Source organism: Nonomuraea sp. NPDC003709 (assembly GCF_040610775.1).
GTDB classification, from domain to species: Bacteria; Actinomycetota; Actinomycetes; order Streptosporangiales; family Streptosporangiaceae; genus Nonomuraea; species Nonomuraea angiospora_A.
This window is the reverse complement of the sequence record NZ_JBEXMW010000008.1, coordinates 417,462-436,421: the sequence shown is the minus strand read 5'-3', so window position 1 is coordinate 436,421 and position 18,960 is coordinate 417,462. Positions and strand designations below refer to the sequence as shown.

20 protein-coding genes are annotated in these 18,960 nt (G+C 69.8%); 2 read left to right on the top strand and 18 right to left on the bottom strand.

Annotated features, from left to right (window positions below; genetic code table 11):
* Nucleotides 1-24: 24 nt before the first annotated feature.
* The 5 genes from ABZX61_RS26375 to infC all read right to left on the bottom strand — a co-directional run bounded on the left by ABZX61_RS26375 (nt 25) and on the right by infC (nt 3,522).
* The gene (locus tag ABZX61_RS26375; protein WP_355198477.1) at nt 25-1,116 is read right to left on the bottom strand and encodes an ATP-binding protein; all 1,092 of its coding nucleotides are present in this window, start codon (nt 1,114-1,116) and stop codon (nt 25-27) included.
* Nucleotides 1,117-1,166: 50 nt separating this feature from the next.
* Nucleotides 1,167-1,970 carry an RNA methyltransferase gene (locus ABZX61_RS26370; RefSeq protein ID WP_355198475.1) on the bottom strand — a complete coding sequence of 268 codons (804 nt, stop codon included), beginning with the start codon at nt 1,968-1,970 and terminating at the stop codon, nt 1,167-1,169.
* A 236-nt stretch (nt 1,971-2,206) separates the two neighbouring features.
* A complete protein-coding gene (rplT, locus tag ABZX61_RS26365) occupies nt 2,207-2,590 on the bottom strand; it encodes a 50S ribosomal protein L20 (RefSeq protein WP_185077087.1) in 384 nt (127 codons plus the stop codon).
* A gap of 24 nt (nt 2,591-2,614) precedes the next feature.
* Nucleotides 2,615-2,809 carry a 50S ribosomal protein L35 gene (gene rpmI, locus ABZX61_RS26360; RefSeq protein ID WP_103958467.1) on the bottom strand — a complete coding sequence of 65 codons (195 nt, stop codon included), beginning with the start codon at nt 2,807-2,809 and terminating at the stop codon, nt 2,615-2,617.
* Nucleotides 2,810-2,934: 125 nt separating this feature from the next.
* Nucleotides 2,935-3,522 carry a translation initiation factor IF-3 gene (gene infC / locus ABZX61_RS26355; RefSeq protein ID WP_090945400.1) on the bottom strand — a complete coding sequence of 196 codons (588 nt, stop codon included), beginning with the start codon at nt 3,520-3,522 and terminating at the stop codon, nt 2,935-2,937.
* Here infC and ABZX61_RS26350 point away from each other — a divergent pair.
* Complete coding sequence (locus ABZX61_RS26350) at nt 3,440-3,991, top strand: type II toxin-antitoxin system prevent-host-death family antitoxin (RefSeq protein ID WP_355198473.1); 552 nt, start codon at nt 3,440-3,442, stop codon at nt 3,989-3,991. The two genes, infC and ABZX61_RS26350, sit on opposite strands and share 83 nt — an antisense overlap.
* A gap of 15 nt (nt 3,992-4,006) precedes the next feature.
* Here the strand turns inward: ABZX61_RS26350 and ABZX61_RS26345 are convergent, their stop codons facing one another.
* From ABZX61_RS26345 to ABZX61_RS26300, 10 genes are all read right to left on the bottom strand, one after another.
* Nucleotides 4,007-4,861, bottom strand: coding sequence for a shikimate dehydrogenase (locus ABZX61_RS26345; RefSeq protein ID WP_355198471.1), 855 nt, complete (start codon nt 4,859-4,861; stop codon nt 4,007-4,009).
* Nucleotides 4,862-5,160: 299 nt separating this feature from the next.
* Nucleotides 5,161-6,306: an endolytic transglycosylase MltG gene (gene mltG / locus ABZX61_RS26340; RefSeq protein WP_350727193.1), complete on the bottom strand. Its 1,146-nt coding sequence runs from the start codon at nt 6,304-6,306 to the stop codon at nt 5,161-5,163.
* A gap of 211 nt (nt 6,307-6,517) precedes the next feature.
* Nucleotides 6,518-7,870, bottom strand: a complete 1,353-nt coding sequence (mltG, locus tag ABZX61_RS26335; RefSeq protein ID WP_355198469.1) for an endolytic transglycosylase MltG — start codon at nt 7,868-7,870, stop codon at nt 6,518-6,520.
* Nucleotides 7,867-8,034 carry a hypothetical protein gene (locus ABZX61_RS26330; RefSeq protein WP_355198467.1) on the bottom strand — a complete coding sequence of 56 codons (168 nt, stop codon included), beginning with the start codon at nt 8,032-8,034 and terminating at the stop codon, nt 7,867-7,869. The genes mltG (ABZX61_RS26335) and ABZX61_RS26330 overlap by 4 nt, the downstream gene beginning before the upstream one ends.
* Nucleotides 8,031-8,510 carry a Holliday junction resolvase RuvX gene (gene ruvX / locus ABZX61_RS26325; RefSeq protein ID WP_355198465.1) on the bottom strand — a complete coding sequence of 160 codons (480 nt, stop codon included), beginning with the start codon at nt 8,508-8,510 and terminating at the stop codon, nt 8,031-8,033. Before ruvX ends, ABZX61_RS26330 begins: the two co-directional genes overlap by 4 nt.
* A gap of 1 nt (nt 8,511) precedes the next feature.
* Nucleotides 8,512-11,184 carry an alanine--tRNA ligase gene (gene alaS, locus ABZX61_RS26320; RefSeq protein ID WP_350727190.1) on the bottom strand — a complete coding sequence of 891 codons (2,673 nt, stop codon included), beginning with the start codon at nt 11,182-11,184 and terminating at the stop codon, nt 8,512-8,514.
* Nucleotides 11,185-11,201: 17 nt separating this feature from the next.
* The gene (locus ABZX61_RS26315) at nt 11,202-11,432 is read right to left on the bottom strand and encodes a hypothetical protein (RefSeq protein ID WP_350727189.1); all 231 of its coding nucleotides are present in this window, start codon (nt 11,430-11,432) and stop codon (nt 11,202-11,204) included.
* On the bottom strand, nt 11,429-11,821 hold the full coding sequence (locus ABZX61_RS26310) for a DUF948 domain-containing protein (protein WP_350727188.1): 393 nt from the start codon (nt 11,819-11,821) through the stop codon (nt 11,429-11,431). Before ABZX61_RS26310 ends, ABZX61_RS26315 begins: the two co-directional genes overlap by 4 nt.
* 512 nt (nt 11,822-12,333) lie before the next feature.
* Nucleotides 12,334-13,575, bottom strand: a complete 1,242-nt coding sequence (locus ABZX61_RS26305) for a replication-associated recombination protein A (RefSeq protein ID WP_350727259.1) — start codon at nt 13,573-13,575, stop codon at nt 12,334-12,336.
* Between the two features lie 82 nt (nt 13,576-13,657).
* Nucleotides 13,658-14,140 (bottom strand): DUF2231 domain-containing protein, encoded by a 483-nt coding sequence (locus ABZX61_RS26300; protein WP_350727187.1) that lies wholly within the window; start codon nt 14,138-14,140, stop codon nt 13,658-13,660.
* 168 nt (nt 14,141-14,308) lie between these two features.
* Here ABZX61_RS26300 and ABZX61_RS26295 point away from each other — a divergent pair, with 168 nt between their 5' ends.
* On the top strand, nt 14,309-15,217 hold the full coding sequence (locus tag ABZX61_RS26295) for a peptidylprolyl isomerase (protein WP_355198462.1): 909 nt from the start codon (nt 14,309-14,311) through the stop codon (nt 15,215-15,217).
* A 53-nt stretch (nt 15,218-15,270) separates the two neighbouring features.
* Here ABZX61_RS26295 and aspS read toward each other — a convergent pair whose 3' ends face one another.
* The 3 genes from aspS to ABZX61_RS26280 are packed head-to-tail and all read right to left on the bottom strand — an operon-like array spanning nt 15,271 to nt 18,955.
* Nucleotides 15,271-17,022 (bottom strand): aspartate--tRNA ligase, encoded by a 1,752-nt coding sequence (aspS, locus tag ABZX61_RS26290; protein ID WP_350727185.1) that lies wholly within the window; start codon nt 17,020-17,022, stop codon nt 15,271-15,273.
* Nucleotides 17,019-18,275: a histidine--tRNA ligase gene (gene hisS, locus ABZX61_RS26285; protein WP_355198460.1), complete on the bottom strand. Its 1,257-nt coding sequence runs from the start codon at nt 18,273-18,275 to the stop codon at nt 17,019-17,021. The genes aspS and hisS overlap by 4 nt, the downstream gene beginning before the upstream one ends.
* Nucleotides 18,275-18,955: an MBL fold metallo-hydrolase gene (locus ABZX61_RS26280; RefSeq protein WP_350727183.1), complete on the bottom strand. Its 681-nt coding sequence runs from the start codon at nt 18,953-18,955 to the stop codon at nt 18,275-18,277. The genes hisS and ABZX61_RS26280 overlap by 1 nt, the downstream gene beginning before the upstream one ends.
* Nucleotides 18,956-18,960: the final 5 nt, after the last annotated feature.

The window sequence follows — 18,960 nt, the reverse complement described above, 5'->3', positions numbered from 1 at the left end:
CGCCCACCGGGGCCGACTCGATCGCTAAGGGGTGGCGAAGTCGGGCGTGCCGGTGGGCACGGTAAATCGGAACTCCGCCCCGCCCTCGGGCGCCCGCTGCACGGTGATCGTGCCGCCGTGCGCCTCGACCAGGCCCTTGACGATGAAGAGGCCGAGCCCGGTGCCACCGCGCCGACGGCTGTTGCCGCCTCGCCAGAACTGCCTGAAGACGCGCGGAGCCAGCTCGGGCTCGATGCCCTCGCCCTCATCGCGCACCGACACGGCAACTCCCCATCCGACGGACTCGATCTCAATTGTCACAGTGCCGCGCCCGTGGCGCAGCGCGTTTTCCACCAGGTTACCCAGGATCTGGTCGATCTTGTCCTGGTCGAGCCACATCTCCGGCAGGTCGTCGCCGACGATCAGGAGAAAACGCCCCTCGGTCTCGCCCGCCGCGACCCGGCCCGCGATGAGCCTGCGCACCCTGGCGGGGACGTCGACGACCTGGCGGCGCACCTCCAGCCGCCCCGACTCGATGCGCGAGACATCGAGCAGCTCGGTGATGAGCCTGGTGACGCGGTCGGCGTCGTTGTTGACGGTCTCGAGCATGACGCGCTTCTGCTCGTCGGTGAAGCGCTCCCACTTGGCCAGCATGGTCGCGGTGAAGCCCTTGACGCTGGTCAGCGGCGAGCGCAGCTCGTGGGCCACGGTCGAGACCAGGTCGGCGCGGCTGCGCTCCAGCCGGGCGCGGGCGCCGCCGTCGCGCAGGGTGATCGTGACGCGGTCGACCTCGCCGCCGCGCTCCGGCTCGCGTACGAGCCTGGCCGCGACATACAGCTCCTGGCCGCCGGGCAGGTGCAGCGGCCGCTCCGGCGCCCTGCTCCTGATGCGCATCCCGCCCTCGGGGTCGAGCGCCTTCCACCAGTCGCGCCCGTCGTGGTCGCGGAACGGGAACACGTCGTTCATGTGCCTGCCGACCGCGCGCTCCATGGGAACGCCGGTGAGCCGGGCGGCGGCCCGATTTACGGCCAGCACGCAGCCGTCACGGTCGGTCACGATGAGGCCGTCGGGAAGGTCGTCGATGGCTATCGTGCACGCGGCGGCCACAACTCGCCCGTCGGTGTCTGCGCCGTGCACGACCTCGCCCCCTCCGCCTACAACGCCGACAATAGCGGGTTTCCCGCCGCCTAGGGCACTCGCTGAGCCCTAGCCGAGGAGTAAAGGCATACCGCCGCGGCGGTGGCCAGGTTCAGGCTTTCCGCCTGTCCGTAGATGGGCACTCTGACCACATCGTCGGCCTCAGCCAGTACGTCCTCCGGCAGTCCCCAGGCTTCGTTGCCGAAGATCCACGCGGTGGGTCCGCTAAGATCAACATCGTCGAGCGTGTGCTTGCCCGTGCCGTCGGCCGCCAGCACGCGCAAACCCCGCTCCTTGAGTTGACGCACGGCGGCGCTCACCGGTGCACCGATGACGACGGGCAAGTGGAACAGGCTGCCGACGCTGGCGCGTACGCACTTGCCGTTGTACGGGTCGACGGAGGCGTCGGTGAAGATCACCGCGTCGGCGCCGGCGGCGTCGGCCGCCCGCATGACGGTGCCGGCGTTGCCCGGGTCGCGCACGTGGGCGAGCACGGCGACCAGGCGCGGCTGCTCCGCCAGCGCCTTGTCCAGGGGCACGTGTACGAGCGTGCATACGGCCACCAGCCCCTGCGGGGTCACGGTCTGTGACAGCTCCGACATGACCTCGCCGCTGGCCCGGTGCACGGGCACGCCCTTCAGACGGGCCTCGGTGATCAGCTCGGGGTGGCGCAGCTCGGCCTCGGCGGTGCTGAACAGCTCCAGCGTCACGCCGTCGAGCTTGAGCGCCTCGCGCACCGCCTGCGGCCCTTCGGCCAGGAACCTGCGGTCCTGCTCCCTGAAGGCCCGCTTGGTGAGGCGCCTGGCCGCCTTCACCCGCGGCGACTTCACGTTGGTCAGCTCGGACCCGGCCATGCTCTCTCCCTGTCCCACACAGCTACGTCGCTCACGGCGACGTCCCACACGGCAGCGTCCCTCACGGAACGTCCCACACCGCGACGCCCCTCGTGGCAGCGCCCCACACCTGGACGCCCCTCGTGGCAGCGCCCCACACCTGGACGCCCCTCGTGGCAGCGCCCCACACAGCAACAAAGGGCCCACCGTCATCGGTGGGCCCCTCGATTAAGACGAGCGCCTCAGCTCGCGGCTTTTCAGCTCGCGGCCGGAGCGTTCACGTTCGCCGGAAGCGCCTTCTTGGCGGCCTCGACGAGCGTGGCGAAGGTCTGGCTGTCGTTGACCGCGAGGTCGGCCAGGATCTTGCGGTCGACCTCGACGCCGGCCAGGCGCAGACCCTGGATCAGGCGGTTGTAGGTCATGCCGTTCTGGCGGGCGGCGGCGTTGATCCGCTGGATCCACAGACGGCGGAAGGTGCCCTTGCGGTCCTTGCGGTCCCGGTAGGCATACGTCATCGAGTGGAGCATCTGCTCCTTGGCCTTGCGGTACAGACGCGACCGCTGGCCACGGTAACCGCTCGCCCTCTCGAGGACGACCCTGCGCTTCTTCTTGGCGTTGAGCGCCCGCTTCACGCGTGCCATGTTTCTTCTCCCCGGGGAATCGCGCTACTTAGCGAGCAGCTTCTTGATCTTCTTGGAATCGGCGTCGGAAAGGACGACCTCGTTCTTGAGACGGCGCGTCAGCGTGGACGACTTCCACTCGTTGTAGTGCGCGCGGTTGGCACGGCGACGCTTGATCTTGCCGGTGCCGGTAATCCGGAACCGCTTCTTCGCACCGCTGTGCGTCTTCATCTTCGGCATGTCGCCGTCTCTCCTCGTTTCGGTCGTGCCACGGGCCGGGCCGGTGCTGGGCCGACCCGGTCGCGGCGTCTTCGTCTGCTGGTGGCTTAATCGGGGCGCTCTGTAAGGCTAACCCCAACCGCGGGTCATCCTTCCTGTGGGGAAGTGTCCTCGCTGCCACGCTGTGCCTTGGCGGCGGCCTTTTCGGCCTTGGCCTCAGCCTTCTTCTTATGCGGACCGATCACCATGATCATGTTACGGCCGTCCTGCTTGGCGTGGGACTCCACGAAACCGAGCTCCTGGACGTCGTCCGCGAGCCGCTGCAGAAGCCGGAAACCCAACTCCGGCCGGGACTGCTCGCGACCACGGAACATGATCGTGACTTTGACCTTGTCTCCTGCCTTGAGGAACCGCACCACGTGACCCTTCTTGGTCTCGTAGTCGTGCGGGTCGATCTTCGGCCGGAGCTTGATCTCCTTGATGATCGTGTGCGCCTGATTCTTGCGCGCCTCGCGCGCCTTCATCGCGGACTCGTACTTGAACTTGCCGTAGTCCATGAGCTTGCACACGGGCGGTCGAGCCGTGGCCGCGACCTCGACGAGGTCGAGGTCGGCCTCCTGGGCGAGCTTCAGGGCGTCGTGAATCGAGACGATGCCTACCTGCTCGCCGTTCGGGCCCACGAGGCGAACCTCGGGAACTCGGATACGCTCGTTGATGCGGGGCTCAGTGCTGATGGGGCCTCCTAGGTTTGCGATCCCTACGTGCTCGTCGTGCCGGGAGCTCCTCGCCAACGCGAAAAGCCCCGCACGTCGCGCATGCGGGGCCACTGAGCTCTTCGGCTTTCGTGGCCTTGAGCTCCCCGGAGTAGTCCGGCGTGATCCTGGACCTGGCCACCTTCCGGCGACGCAGGTGGGAGGGAGACCTCCGCTTGCGCGTCCAGCAATGGCATGCCGGACCGATCAGAGAGCTACATTACCACAACGACCAGAGGCTCTCGAATCATCCCCGCTGGCCCGGCCCCCTGCGCCAAACTTCTGTCCAGCCTGGACAGAGAGAGGCCGTATCGCCGCGATCCAGACAGAAGCGACCAGATGGCAGCTGCAAGAGGCCAAGCAGCGCTTCAGCGAAGTCGTCAGGAAGGCTCACGACGAGGGGCCGCAGATCGTCACGAAGCACGGCAAGGACGTGGACCTCGGCTGGTGAGCGGCGTGACCGTGATCAACCCGTTCGAGATGACCGCCTGGCGAGCTCCGCCTCGCCGGCCGCACGCATGGCCTCCACCGGCACATCCGTCCGGCCCGTCATCAGCTCCACCTGCCGCACCGCCTGGTGCAGCAGCATCGCGAACCCCCCGACCACGGTGCCGCCCGCCGCCCGGACGGTCATCGCCGCGCAGGTCGGCCAGGGTGAGTAGACCACGTCGAAGAGCGCGGGCACCCGCGCCAGCCGGTCGGCGAACGCGTCCGCCGCCCCGCCTGGCAGCGTCGAGAACACCAGATCCACCCGCGTGAAGGCGTCGAGCTTGTCGAACGTCTCCACCGCCAGCGCCACGCCCAGCCGCTCGGCCACCTCCACCGTCTCCCCCGCCCGCGCAGGGTCGCGCACCAGCAGCGTCGCCGAGAACAGCCCGAGGTTACGCAGCGCCGCGAGCGCCGAGGCCGCCGTGGCGCCTCCGCCCAGCACGGTCGCGGAGCGCGGCGCGGGCACGCCCGCCTCGGCCAGCGCCTGCTCGATGCCGTAGACGTCGGTGTTGTGGCCGTGCCGGCGCCCGTCGTGGAAGACCACGGTGTTGGCCCCGCCGACCTCGACGGCCAGGTCGGACACGGTGTCGAGCAGGGGCAGCACGGCCCGCTTGAGCGGCATGGTCAGCGAGAGCCCCGCCCACGCGTCCTCACCGCCGGGGATCTGGCCGCGCACGGGCACCAGCTCGCCCAGCAGCGCGGGCAGCCGCGCCTCGTCGCACTCGAACGCCTCGTAGCTCCACCCGTCGAGCCCCATCGCCTGGTACGCGGCCCGGTGCAGGTAAGGCGAGAGCGAATGACCGATGGGCGACCCCATCACCGCAGCCCGCATCCACACTCCTTCCGAAACATGACGACCCTATCGCCCCGTCGCCCACGCTTCGCCGCTCGGACGGCCCACGGGGCGCGCGTCACGGCGGGTCGTCCCATCACCTGAGAAGCGTCCCTTGGACGGGGGCGGCGCAGGTCGGCGGGAGGTGCCCACCGTGCGCAGCCGTAAAGGATGGGTGTCTCCCGCACCGGCCCCGCCACCCGCCGTACGGCGCGCCCGTGGATCGGGCAGAACCGGTCTCAAAAGGACGCCCGCCCACCGTCTGAGGTGGGCGGGCGTGTGACGCGTCGGACCGCCGGTCAGCCGCCGTTCCTGCGGTATTCGGCCAGCAGCGCCTGGCGCTCGGCCTCCGTGGTGGCGAACTTGGTGACGTTGCTCTTGGGGTCGGTGGCGACGAAGTAGAGCCAGGGCCCCTTGGCGGGGTTCAGGGCGGCCTCGATCGCGTGGTCCCCGGGGTTCGTGATGGGCCCGGGAGGCAGGCCGAGGTTCAGGTACGTGTTGTACGGGCTCTTGGTCTTCGTCTCCGGGATCGAGGCGGCCGTGCCGTACTTGTTCAGCGCGTACATGACCGTGCTGTCCATCTCCAGCTTCATCTGCGGCTCGCGCTCCAGCCGGTTGTAGATGACGCGGGCGATCTTCGGCATGTCCTCCTGGCGACCGGCCTCGGCCTGCACGATGCTGGCGATGACCATGATCTCGTGCGGCGTGTGGCCGAGTGCCTTGGCGCCGCCCTCGAGGTCCATCTGCTCAGCCGTCTGGTTGAACCGCTTGACCATCGCTCCCAGGATCTGCGACGCCGTGGTCTTGGGCTGGACCTCGTACGTGGCCGGGAAGGCGTATCCCTCGAGCTTGCCCTTGGCGTATTTCGGCAGGTCGAGCTGATCCACGTCCTTGGCCGCCGCGGCGAAGTCCTTGACGGGTTTGCCGGTCTCCTGCGCCAACGTCTTCAAGGTGTCGGACAGGCGCAGGCCCTCCTTGAGGGTCACCGTGGCGCGCATCCGGTTGTCCGGGATGAGCAGCGCCACCGCGCTCGCGGCCGACATGTTCTTGCGCAGCTTGTACGAGCCGGGCTGCAGCGAGCCGCTCCTGTTGGCGTTGGCGATCGCGTTGGTGAACGCCCTGGCGCTGGCCACGACCCCCTGCTTCTCCAGCTCCTGCGCCACGTCCGAGGCGCTCTGGCCGTCCTTGATCTCCACGACGACCTCGCCGGTGCCCTGACCGGTGTAGTCGTCGGGCACGAGCGCGTCGTTGAGCCACATGTAGCCGTAGTAACCGCCGCCGCCGATGATGCCCGCCAGCACGACGAAGGCGAGCAGCGGCGCGACGAAGCCGCCACGGTTGCGGCGTCGGCGCCGTCGGCGGCCGCCACGGCCGCCGCGAGTGCGCCGGGTACGACCGCCGTCGTCCTCGGCGCCGAGGAGAGTGTTCAGATCGAGATCGTTCATAGGTGCGCTGGCCAATCTCCCGGTATGACCGGCCGGGCGTCAAGCGAAACCGCCAAACCGGCTTGGGTCACCGAGCGGAACTGGGGGGCCCGCCGGACATGCTCCCACGACCAGCGGAGATCACTCTGGGTAGCCATGCTAAGGGATGGAAAGAGGACGCATGACCCGTTTTGGGGCATTTGCGCCGGGACGGAGGGGGTCCCGCCGAACATCAACTCGTCCCGAGGTTCTTATTCAGCTCTTCCCGGTATCTCACGAACTCGCTCTCTTTGTCGGTGAATTTGGTGATTCTATGCGCCGGATCTGTCGTCACAAACCAGTGCCAATCGCCTTGGGCTGGGTTCAGGGCCGCCATCAGCGCCTTCTCCCCGGGATTCGCGATGGGCCCGGGCGGCAGCCCTTTGTGCTGGTAGGTGTTGTAAGGAGAGTCGACCTTGGTGTCACGCTCCGTAATCTTCAGACTCCGCCGGTTCTGCGCGTACAGGACGGTGCTGTCGATCTCCAGCGGGGTGCCCTTCTGGAGGCGGTTGTAGATCACCCTGGAGATCTTCGGGTAATCCGCGTCGACCCCGCCCTCGGCCTGGATCATGCTGGCCACCGTGACGGCCTCCAGCGGCGTCACGTGCTTGCGGGCCGCCTCCTTCTCCAGGCCGATCTGGCGGGCCGCGAGCTGGAAGCGCTCGACCATCGCAGCGAGCACGTCCACGGCCGTGTCACCGGGCTCGATCTCATACGTGGCGGGGAAGAGGAACCCCTCGAGCCCCTCCGCGTACGAGGGCAGGCCGACGAGAGCCTTGTCGACGCCCTGCAGCTCCTTGAGCGGCAGCCCGGCCAGTTTGGCGACGCGGGCCAGCACCTCGGACGTCCGCAGACCCTCGGGGACGGTGACGCGCCGCACGACCCTGGACGAAGGCGCGAGCAGCAGGTCGAGCGCCGCTTTGGCGGCCATGCCCTTGCGCATCCGGTAGTGCCCGGGCCGCAGCCGGTTGGTGACCGCGCGCTCCTCCGTCACCCGTACGAACGACTGCGCGCTCGCCACCACCCCGGCCTCGGCCAGCACGGAGCCGATGGCCTGCGCGCTCGAACCCGGCGCGATCCGCACCGTCACGGCGCCGCTGCCGGGCCCGTCGAAGTCTTCGGGGCTCAGGTACGGCTTGAGCACCGCGATCCCACCCGCCCCCAAGGCCACCAGGGACACGATCAGGCCCGCGGAGACCATCCCGGCCTTGCGCAAGGCCCGCTGGCGGGGCGCGGCCGGCACGCCGACCTCCGCCTCCCCCGCCGTCCCGGCCTCCACCGTCCCGGCTTCCGCAGCGCCGACTTCCGCCGTCCCGGCCTCCACCGCGCCGACCTCCGCCGTCCCGGCTTCCGCAGCGCCGACTCCCGCCGCCGCATCAGGCTCCGCCGCCGCATCAGGGCCGGCCGTCGCATCGGGCTCGGGCCGCTGTCGCTCCGGGTTCGGCTCGCGCGCGGCCGGGTCCTCCGGCCTGTCCTGCTCGGAGTCACCGGAGGAGAACGGGATCATGTCGCCGAGGTCGTCCTCGCCATCGGGCCTGCCGTTCACGCGGCCACCCCACCGTCAGCCATGGGGACGGCCAGAACCCTCACAGCCGCCGAGCCGTCGGCCCTGCGATCGACCCGGCAGCGGACCCGCGGCCACGTCGTGGCCATGCGTCCTGCCGTGTACTCCGCCTGCGCGGGCGCGACCCCCGTGTCGCGCGCGCTCATGAGGCAGGTCCGTCGGCCGCTGGGGGCGGTACGACGGGCCTGCCTGGGGGTCTTTCGGTGGCGCGTTCGGAGTCGAGCGCGTCCTGCAGCAGCACGACGGCCGCGGCCTGATCCACGACGCCGCGCTGCTTCTTGGCTTTCATGCCGCTGGCACGCAGCCCATGCGTGGCGGCGACCGTGGTCAGCCGCTCGTCGAACAGCCGCACGGGCGTCGGCGCGAGCCGGACCGCGAGATCGGCGGCGAACTGGCGGGCCAGCCCCGCCGCCTGCCCCTCGCGTCCGGACAGCGAGGTGGGCAACCCCACGATCACCTCGATCGCCTCGTGCTCCGCGACGATCGCGGCGATGCGGTCGAGGTCACCCTTGCCTCGCCTGACGGTCTCGACCGGCGTGGCCAGAAACCCGGAAGGGTCACTGCGGGCCACGCCGATACGTACGGATCCGACGTCCACGCCGATCCGCGTGCCGAACCTCATATCAGCCGAGCTGATCCGCGACAGCCTGCTCGACCTGCTGCAGCGCGTCGCCGATCGCGTCCGGCCGTGTGCCGCCGCCCTGCGCGACGTCGTCCTTGCCGCCACCGCCACCCCCAAGAGCCTTGGCGGCGACGCCGACCAGCTTCCCGGCCTTGAGCCCGCGCTCGCGCCCCGCCTCGTTGACCGCAGCAACCACCACAGGTCGGTCGGAGGGGACGCCGGCGATCACGATGACCGCCGGCCGGTCCGCCGGGAACCTGCCACGCACATCCAGCGCGAGCTTACGCAGATCATCCGCACCGGTGCCATCAGGCGCGCGGTGTGTCACAACGGAGACTCCACGCAGGTCGCCCGCCTTGGCGGCGAGATCACCGGCCACCTGGAGCACCTGGGCGGAGCGGATCTTCTCCAGCTCCTTCTCCGCGGTGCGCAGCCGGGTGACGATGCCGTCGATGCGCTCGGGCAGCTCCTCGCGGCGCGCCTTGAGCTGCTCGGTGAGCTGCGCGACCAGCACGCTCTCGCGGGCCAGGAAGCGGAAGGCGTCGATGCCGACGAGCGCCTCGACGCGGCGCACACCCGCGCCGACCGACTGCTCGCCCAGCACCTTGACCAGGCCGAGCTGGCCCGAGCTGTGGACGTGGGTGCCACCGCACAGCTCGCGCGAGTAGTCGCCGATCTCGACGACGCGGACCTCGTCACCGTACTTCTCGCCGAACATCGCCAGCGCGCCCATCGCCCTGGCCTCCGCCTGCGAGGTGTAGAAGGCGTTGACCTTGAGGTCGTTGATGAGCACGGCGTTGACCTCGTCCTCGACGTCGCGCAGCACGCTGGCCGGCACCGCGCCGGCCGCCGTGAAGTCGAAGCGGAAGCGGCCGGGCGAGTTCTCCGAGCCGGCCTGGGCCGCCGTCTCGCCGAGCGCGTTCTTGAAGCCGCGGTGGACGAGGTGGGTGGCGCTGTGGCTGCGCGAGATCGCGCGGCGGCGCTCGAGGTCGATCTCCGCCTGCGCGTCGTCGCCGACCTTGAGCTCACCACTGCGGATCTTGCCGCGGTGCACGACCAGGCCCGCGAGCGGCGTCTGCACGTCGACGATCTCGACCTCGGCGCCGCTGGTGCGGATCACACCCTGGTCGGCGAGCTGGCCGCCACCCTCGGCGTAGAACGGGGTGCGCCCGAGCACGACCTCCACGGTCGCGCCCGCACCGGCCGCCGGGACGGGCACGCCGTCGACGAGGATGCCGACCACGCTCGTGTCGGCCTCGGTCTGGTCGTAGCCGAGGAACTCGACCTTGCCCGCCTTCTCCAGCAGCTGCCCGAAGACGGAGATGTCGGCGTTGCCGGTCTTCTTCGCCGCGGCGTCGGCCTTGGCCCGATCCCGCTGCTCCTTCATGAGCCGGCGGAAGCCCTCCTCGTCGACCTTGAGCCCGTGCTCGGACGCCATCTCCAGCGTCAGGTCGATCGGGAAGCCGTAGGTGTCGTGAAGCTGGAACGCCTGGTCGCCGGAGAGCGTGGTGCCGGACTTGCGCTTGGTCTCCTCGACGGCCACGTCGAAGATCGCGGTGCCGGTGCGCAGCGTGCCCAGGAACGACGCCTCCTCGGCGTCGATGACCGCGTGGATCTGCGGCGCGTCGGCCTTGAGCTCGGCGTACTGCTCGCCCATGACGTTGATGGCGACGTCGGTCAGCTCGTGCATGTAGCGGTCGTCGCCGGAGCCGAGCAGGCGCAGGTTGCGCACGCTCCTGCGCAGGATGCGGCGCAGCACGTAGCCCCGGCCCTCGTTGCTGGGCAGCACGCCGTCGGCCACCAGCATGGTGCCGGTGCGGACGTGGTCTGCGATCACGCGCAGGCTCACGTCGGCCCGCGGGTCGCGCCCGTAGCGGGTCTTGGTGAGCTCGGCCGCCTTGTCGAGGATCTTGTACGTGGTGTCGATCTCGTAGATGTTGTCGACGCCCTGCAGGATCGCGGCCATGCGCTCGAGGCCCATGCCGGTGTCGATGTTCTTCGCCGGCAGCTCGCCCGCCACGTCGAAGTCGACCTTGGTGCGGACCTGGCTGAGCTGGTACTGCATGAAGACGAGGTTCCACACCTCGAGGTAGCGGTCCTCGTCGGCGACGGGGCCGCCCTCCTTGCCGTATTCGGCGCCGCGGTCGTAGTAGATCTCCGAGCAGGGGCCGCCGGGGCCGGGCACGCCCATGTGCCAGTAGTTGTCCTCCAGGCCACGCCGCTGGATGCGGTGGTCGGGCAGGCCGACGCGGTTGCGCCAGAGGTCGTAGGCCTCGTCGTCCTCGAGGTAGACCGTCGCCCACAGCTTGTCCTCGGGGAAGCCGAAGCCGCCGTCGGACTCGGAGCGGGTGAGCAGCTCCCACGCGAACGGGATCACTTCGGCCTTGAAGTAGTCACCGATGGAGAAGTTGCCCAGCATCTGGAAGAACGTGGCGTGCCGCGTGGTCTTGCCGACCTCGTCGATGTCGGGGGTGCGCACGCACTTCTGCGCGGTGGCCAGCCGGGACGCCGGAGGCTTGCGCTGCCCCAGGAAGTACGGCTTGAACGGCACCATACCGGCATTAACCAGGAGAAGCGTGGGGTCCTCAGCGATCAGGCTGGCCGAGGGCACTACCTTGTGCCCACGCTCCTCGAAGAAGCGCAGGAAGCGGCGGGCGATCTCTGCCGACTCCATGTTGGCCATCCTTTGCGTTAGTTGTTGTCTTCAGCGTTGCCGAGCCCGAAGCGTGCTCGCAACTCGGTTTCGCGCTCCGCGGCCTCGCCGAGCGCGTCGGAAGTAAAGTCTCTCACCTGCCGGAGCATCCCCGCGGCGCCGTTGGCCGTCCTGCGGGCGACGTGGTCGGGGTGGAGCGCCTGCAGCCTGCGCATCACCCAGAAGGTGAGGAACGCGCCCAGCGACAGGTAGAACAGCCGCCTGATCATCGCGCCTGCCCCTGACGCGTCCTCGGGACGGCCTTGCGGGGCCTGCGGGCCTCGATGGCTCGGCGGACGCCGTACGCGAGCGAGGACACCTTGATCAGCGGCCCGGTGAAGATGGTCTGCGTCACCGCGCTGAGCTTGGCCGCGTGACCGCTGACCTGCTTGACGTCCTTGGTGATGGCCTCGACGGCGATCAGCTGCCGGTTGGTCTCGTTGACCGTGACGCTCATGTCGTCGAGCAGCGGCGTCAGGCGGTCGTTCAGGTCGGAGACCGCCTTGGTGGTTTCGGTGAGCAGCCTGGCCAGCTTGATGAGCACCATGGCGAGCACGCAGACCAGGACTATCCAGCCGGTGGCCGCGATCAGGCCGGCGACCTCTCCAGCGGTAAGCATGCGCTCATCTCCCTCGTACGCTGGGCCGGAACGGCAAGACCTTATCGCGTTCGAGTGACAACCTTGGTGAGGACGCCGGCCTTGACCGTGCTGCCGCGTCGGCGTCCGGCGCTGCCACGACCGCCCGCGTGCCGCCCCGATCCCGTGCGCCACCAGCCGTCCCCGGCCCGGGCCGTGTCCCAACGCCCGCGCACCCCAAACCTACGCCATCCCCCACCCGGCCACACACGCCTCCCCCAACGGCCCCCACGCCCCGGACGTCCGGAACACCCCGGCCACCGGCTCCGACCCACCCACCGCACGACCTTTCGCCGCCCGCCACCGCACCGCACACGTTGCGCCGAACGCCGTTGCACCCCGACCCGCCGACCCGGCGCCGGGAAAGTGAAAGCACCGGCTTCAGCGGCCCTGACCCGCCACGCCGGCACCACCACCCCGCCGCGCGTGCACCGGCACCCCACCGACCGCATTGCGCCGGACACCACCGCACCACCACCCCACCGAGACGGCGGTCAGGAGCCGCGGAGGAAGTCGCGGATCTTGGCCCAGCGGTCCGCGACCGGGCCCTCGGCGCCGTGGCGGGTCGGCTCGTAGTAGCGGCGGTCCCGCACCTGCTCGGGCGCGTACTCCTGCCGCACCAGCCCATGGTCGAAGTCGTGCGGGTACTTGTAGCCGTCCCCGTGCCCCAGCTTGGCCGCCCCCGGGTAGTGGGCGTCGCGGAGGTGGCCGGGGACCTGGCCGATGAGGCCGCGGCGGACGTCGCCGATGGCCGCCCCGATGGCCTTGACCACGGCGTTGGACTTGGGGGCCATCGCGCAGTGGATGACCGCGTGCGCCAGGTTGATCTGCCCCTCCGGCAGCCCGATGAGCTGCACCGCCTGGGCCGCGGCCACCGCGGTCTGCAGGCAGGTGGGGTCGGCCATGCCGACGTCCTCGGAGGCGAAGATGACGATGCGGCGGGCGATGAAGCGGGGGTCCTCCCCGGCCTCGATCATGCGGGCCAGGTAGTGGAGGGCCGCGTCGGCGTCGGAGCCGCGCATCGACTTGATGAACGCGCTGATCACGTCGTAGTGCTGGTCGCCCTGCCGGTCATAGCGTACGGCCGCCTTGTCGACGGCCTTCTCCACCACCTCCACGGTGATGTCGTCGGCCAGCAGCGCGGCCGCCTCCAGGTACGTCAGCGACCTGCGCGCGTCGCCGCCCGCCAGGCGTACGAGATGCTCCAGGGCCTGGGGCGCGAGCGTGGCGCGCCCGCCGAGGCCGCGCGGGTCGGAGACGGCCCGCTCCAGCACGGCGCGGATGTCGTCCTCTGTCAGGGACTCCAGGGTGAGCAGCAGCGAGCGCGACAGCAGCGGTGAGATGACCGAGAAGAACGGGTTTTCGGTGGTCGCGCCGATGAAGGTGACCCAGCGGTTCTCGACGGCGGGCAGCAGCGCGTCCTGCTGGGCCTTGTTGAAGCGGTGCACCTCGTCCACGAACAGCACCGTCTGCCGTCCGCTCATGCCGAGCTCGCGCCGCGCGTTGTCGATGGCGGCGCGTACGTCCTTGACGCCCGCCGACACGGCGGAGACCTCGACGAAGCGGCGTTCGGTGACGTTGGAGACGACGTAGGCGAGCGTGGTCTTGCCGGTGCCGGGCGGCCCCCACAGGAACAGCGACATGGGAGCCTCGCTCTCGACCAGGCGCCGCAGCGGGGTGCCCGGGCCGAGCAGGTGCCGCTGACCGATCACCTCGTCGAGCGTGCGCGGTCGCATCCGCACCGCCAGGGGCTGCGGGGTGGCCTCTTCGGCCGCGGAATCGAACAGGCTATCCACATCATGAGATTACACGCGCGGACTACGCTCCCCAGACCGCTCGCGCGCCCGAGTCCCCTGCGCGGAAGACGTAGTAGCCCGCCACCGCGGCCAGCACCAGCGTCAGCGCCGACAGGGTCAGCGTCGTGGCCCGGCCGAACCGGTCGCGGCCGACCGAGTCGCGGGCCGGGCTGGTGGCGTACACGAGCAGCAGCGCGGCCACGGCCAGCCCCAGCACCGACAGCAGCAGCGGGTTGGCGAAACTCTGGTGCGTGGTGATGCGGGACCCCAGCGCGCCGTCCGCCGTGGCGAAGCGGGCCGCCTTGAGGCTCTCGCCGCTCTCCTTGGCCGCGAAGACCGCCACAGGAGAGGCCAGGGAGAGCAGCACCACCGCCCACGCCACGTACGTACGCCAGCGCGGGACGATCGCGTAGACGGCCGCCGCGGCCACCAGCAGCGGGGTCAGCACGACGGCGAAGTGAATGATCAGTGGATGCGCCGGCAGGCCGAGGATCTGGTCGAACATGAGGTGCTCCTTAGTTCTCATTTCAACTACGAATCTCAGCACCATATGGTTCGCGACCTCACATGTCGTCCTCTGCCGCTTTCACCACTTACGTCCGGCACATATCGAAGGCCGGTAGCATGCGCGGAGTTGTTTGGTCATGCACGGGCAAAGTGAGAGGACATAGCGGTGAGCGGCGACGACCGCCAGAACGAGGAAGACCGCCAGAGCGAGCTGGCGCGGGAGCACAAGGAGCGGCAGGCGAAGCGCGCCGCCGCCCAGACCACCAAGTCACGGCGGAACACCTTCATCGGCGCGGGCGTGGCCGTCGTCGTGGTCGCGGGCGGCGTCTTCGCCGCGACCACGCTGGTCAACAGGGAACCCGGCAAGGCCTCGGCGGAGAGCAGCCCTTCCGCCTCCGCCTCCGCCTCCGCTTCCGCCTCCACGGAGCCGTCAGCCACGCCGACGGCCAAGACCGGCCCGGTCTCCTGCACCTACAAGCGGGAGACGGGGGTGCCGAACAAGTTCGTCGGGCTGCCGGGCAAGAGGCCCAACATGAAGCTGAAGAAGATGACGATCGTCACCAACCGCGGCACCGTCGTCGTCGATCTCATGACCGACGCCGCGCCGTGCTCGGTCAACTCGCTCAGCTTCCTGGCGAAGAAGAAGTTCTACGACAACATGAAGTGCCACCGCCTGGTCACGCCCGACGTGTCCGGCGTGCACCTGCTGCAGTGCGGCGACCCGCAGGCCAAGGCCGACGGCAAGAACCCGACCGACGGCCAGGGCACCGCGGGGTACGTCTACGGCGACGAGAACACCGAGATCCCCCTGGTCAAGGGCGCGGTGTTCATGACCCAGGCGGGTGACGCGATGGGCCAGAACAACAGCCAGTTCGCCATCTCGCTGTCGGACGAGAACACCCAGCTCAACGTCGGCTACAACGTCGTCGGCATGGTCAGCGAGGGCATGGACATGCTGCTGGGGCTGGCCACCAGCGGCAAGGACCTGATCATCAACGAGGCCGACATCACCGGCGACGGCGGCACCACGGCGCCCAAGAACCCGGTGATCATCAAGAACATCACCTTCAAGTAGGGCGACAGCGAGAATGGCGGGCACCGGCTCCGGTGCCCGCCGTTCTCACATGCCTAGACCTCGGCCTTGGGCTTGGCGTCGACGCCCGCCTCCTTGCGCTGCTCGCCCGTGATCGGCGTGGGCGCGCCCGTGAGCGGGTCGAAGCCGGAGGCCGTCTTCGGGAACGCGATCACGTCACGGATCGAGTCGCCGCCGGACAGCAGCATGCAGATGCGGTCCCAGCCGTAGGCGATGCCGCCGTGCGGCGGGGGCCCGTACTTGAACGCCTCCAGCAGGAAGCCGAACTTGCTCTCCGCCTCCTCCTTGGAGATGCCCAGCACGTCGAAGACGCGCTGCTGCATCTCGGCCCGATGGATACGGATCGAGCCGCCGCCGATCTCCATGCCGTTGCAGACCATGTCGTACGCGTACGCCAGCGCCTCGCCCGGGTGGTCCTGGAAGTTGTCGGCCCACTCCGGCTTCGGCCCGGTGAACGGGTGGTGCACGGCGGTCCAGCCGATCTCGCGGCCCACCTCGTCGTACACGGGCTCGAACATGGGGGCGTCGACGACCCACAGGAACGCCCACGCCGACTCGTCGATCAGGCCGCAGCGGCGGCCGATCTCCAGGCGGGCCGCGCCGAGCAGGTCGCGCGAGGAGTGCTTCGGGCCGGCCGCGAAGAAGATCGCGTCGCCCGGCTCGGCGCCGACCTTGGCCGCGAGCCCGGAGAGCTCCTCCTCGGTGAGGTTCTTGGCGACCGGGCCGCCCAGCGTGCCGTCCTCCTGGACGAGCACGTAGGCCAGGCCCTTGGCGCCGCGGCTGCGCGCCCACTCCTGCCAGCCGTCGAGCTCCTTGCGGGTCTGCGAGGCGCCGCCCGGCATGACCACGGCGCCGACGTACTCGGCCTGGAAGACGCGGAAGGGCGTGCCCGCGAAGTAGCCGGTCATCTCGACCAGCTCCTGGCCGAAGCGCAGGTCCGGCTTGTCGGAGCCGTAGCGGGCCATCGCGTCGGCGTACGTCATGCGCGGCAGCGGCAGCGGCAGCTCGTAGCCGGCGATCTCCTTCCACAGCCGGCCGATCAGCTTCTCGCCGACCTCGATGACGTCCTCCTGGTCCACGAAGGACATCTCGACGTCGATCTGCGTGAACTCCGGCTGCCGGTCGGCCCGCAGGTCCTCGTCGCGGTAGCACTTGGCGAGCTGGTAGTAGCGCTCGAGGCCGGCGACCTGGAGGAGCTGCTTGAACAGCTGGGGCGACTGGGGCAGCGCGTACCAGTTGCCGGGCTGCAGGCGCACCGGGACCAGGAAGTCGCGCGCGCCCTCGGGCGTGGAGCGGGTCAGGGTCGGCGTCTCGACGTAGACGAAGCCCAGCTCGTGCATCACCTCGTTGGCGAGGTAGGTGGCCTTGGAGCGGGTGCGCATGGCGCTGGCCACCTGCTGGCGGCGGATGTCGAGGTAGCGGTACTTGAGCCGGGCCTCCTCCGAGACCCCCACGTTGCCCTCGATCGGGAAGGGCAGCGGCGCGGACTCGCTCAGCACCTCGACCTGCTCGGCCACGACCTCGATCGCGCCGGTGGGCAGGTCGGGGTTCTCGTTGCCCTCGGGGCGGACCCTGACCTGGCCGACGACCTTCACGCAGTATTCGGCGCGCAGGTCGTGGGCGTGGTCCTCCTCGCGGAAGACCACCTGCGCCGAGCCGGAGGCGTCGCGCAGGTCGATGAAGACCACGCCGCCGTGGTCACGGCGGCGGGCCACCCATCCTGCGAGCGTCACCTGCTGCCCGGTGTGCTCCTCGCGGAGCGACCCGGCCTTGTGCGTGCGGATCACTGCAGTTTCCCTTTCAAAAAGTCGACGACCTCGGCCAAGGGCACCTCGGTCTGCTCAGCGGTGGTCAGGTCCTTCACTTGCACGGCCTTGGCCGCCAGGTCACGCTCGCCCAGGATCAGGGCAAAACGGGCGCCGGAACGATCGGCCCCCTTCATCGCGCCCTTGAGCCCCTTGCCGCCGAAGGACATGTCGGCGGCGACACCGGCCGCGCGCAGCTCGCTCACGAGCTTGAACATGTCCCGCGCCGCCTCGTCGCCCAGCGCCACACCGTACACCTCGCAGCGGGCCGGGGTGTCGAGCACGACGCCCTCCCGCTCCAGGGCGATGACGGTGCGGTCGAGACCGAGGCCGAAGCCGATGCCGGGCAGCGCCGGCCCGCCGATGGCCTCGGAGAGCCCGTCGTAGCGGCCGCCGCCGCCGATGCCGGACTGCGCGCCCAGCAGCGGGTGGTCGAACTCGAAGGTGGTGCGGGTGTAGTAGTCGAGCCCGCGCACCAGCCTGGGCGCGTCCTCCCACGGGATGTCCAGGTCGGCCAGGAGCTGCTTGACCCGGTCGTGGTAGGCCTCGCAGTCGGCGCAGAGGTGGTCGCCGATGAGCGGCGCGCCCTCGAGCTGGGCGCGCACCTCCGGGCGCTTGTCGTCGAGCACGCGCAACGGATTGATCTCGATGCGGGCCCTGGTGGCCTCGTCGAGGTCGAGTGCGCGCAGGAACTCCTGCAGCCGGGCCCGGTAGATCGGCCGGCACTCCTTGCAGCCCAGCGAGTTGAGGAGCAGCCGCACCCGGGTGAGGCCGAGCGCGGCGTACCACTGCCAGGCCAGCGCGATCGTCTCGGCGTCGACGGCCGGATCCTCGCTGCCGATGGCCTCCAGGTCGAGCTGGTAGAACTGCCGGTATCGGCCCTCCTGGGGCGCCTCCGCGCGGAACACCTGGCCGTCGGTCCAGACCTTGACCGGGAGCTGGCCGCGGTGCAGGCCGTACTCCAGGACCGCGCGCAGCACGCCGGCGGTGAACTCCGGGCGCAGCGTCAGCGACCGGCCGCCGCGGTCGGTGAAGGTGTACATCTCCTTGCTCACGACGTCGGTGGACTCGCCGACGCCACGGGCGAACAGCTGGGTGTCCTCGAAGACCGCGGTCTCCAGGTACGAGTATCCGGCCCGCCTGGCCGTCTCGGCGAAAGCTCCGCGAATCGCGTAGAACGTCGAGGCTTGCGGTGGAACGTACTCTTTGACACCTTTAGGTGCTTGGAAGCTCATTAGATCCCTCGTGTGGGACCGGACTGCGGCGCCGCTTCCTTCAAATATGGGTTGGTAGCGCGCTCGCGGCCGATCGTCGTCTGTGGTCCGTGGCCCGGCAGGACGACCGTATCGTCAGGCAGCGTCAGGCACTTGGCAGCCAGGCTGCGCAAAATGGTCGTGTAGTCACCGCCGGGCAGGTCGGTGCGGCCGATGGAGCCGGCGAACAGCAGGTCGCCCGAGAACATGATCTCGTCGCCGGGCAGCCGGAAGCTCACCGACCCCCTGGTATGGCCGGGCGTGTGGTCGACCACGAGCTCGAGGCCCGCCAGCTCCAGCACGGCCCCGTCGGACAGCTCGCGCACGTCGTCGGGCTCGCTCAGCGTCAGCCCGCCGAACATCGAGGCGCTCGTGCCCGACCAACCGGCGGCCGGGTCGCTCAGCAGGTGGCGGTCGTCGGGGTGGATCCACGCGGGGACGTCACGCGCGCCGCAGACCGGGGCCACCGACCAGACGTGGTCGAGGTGGCCGTGGGTGAGCAGGACCGCGACCGGCTTGAGCCGGTGCTCGCGCAGCAGCTCGTCGACGCCCTCGGTCGCGTCCTGACCTGGATCGACGATCACGCATTCCTCGCCGGCCGCGGGCGCGACAACGTAACAATTGGTCTGGAAGGCCCCTGCGGGGAAGCCGGCGATGAGCATCTGCC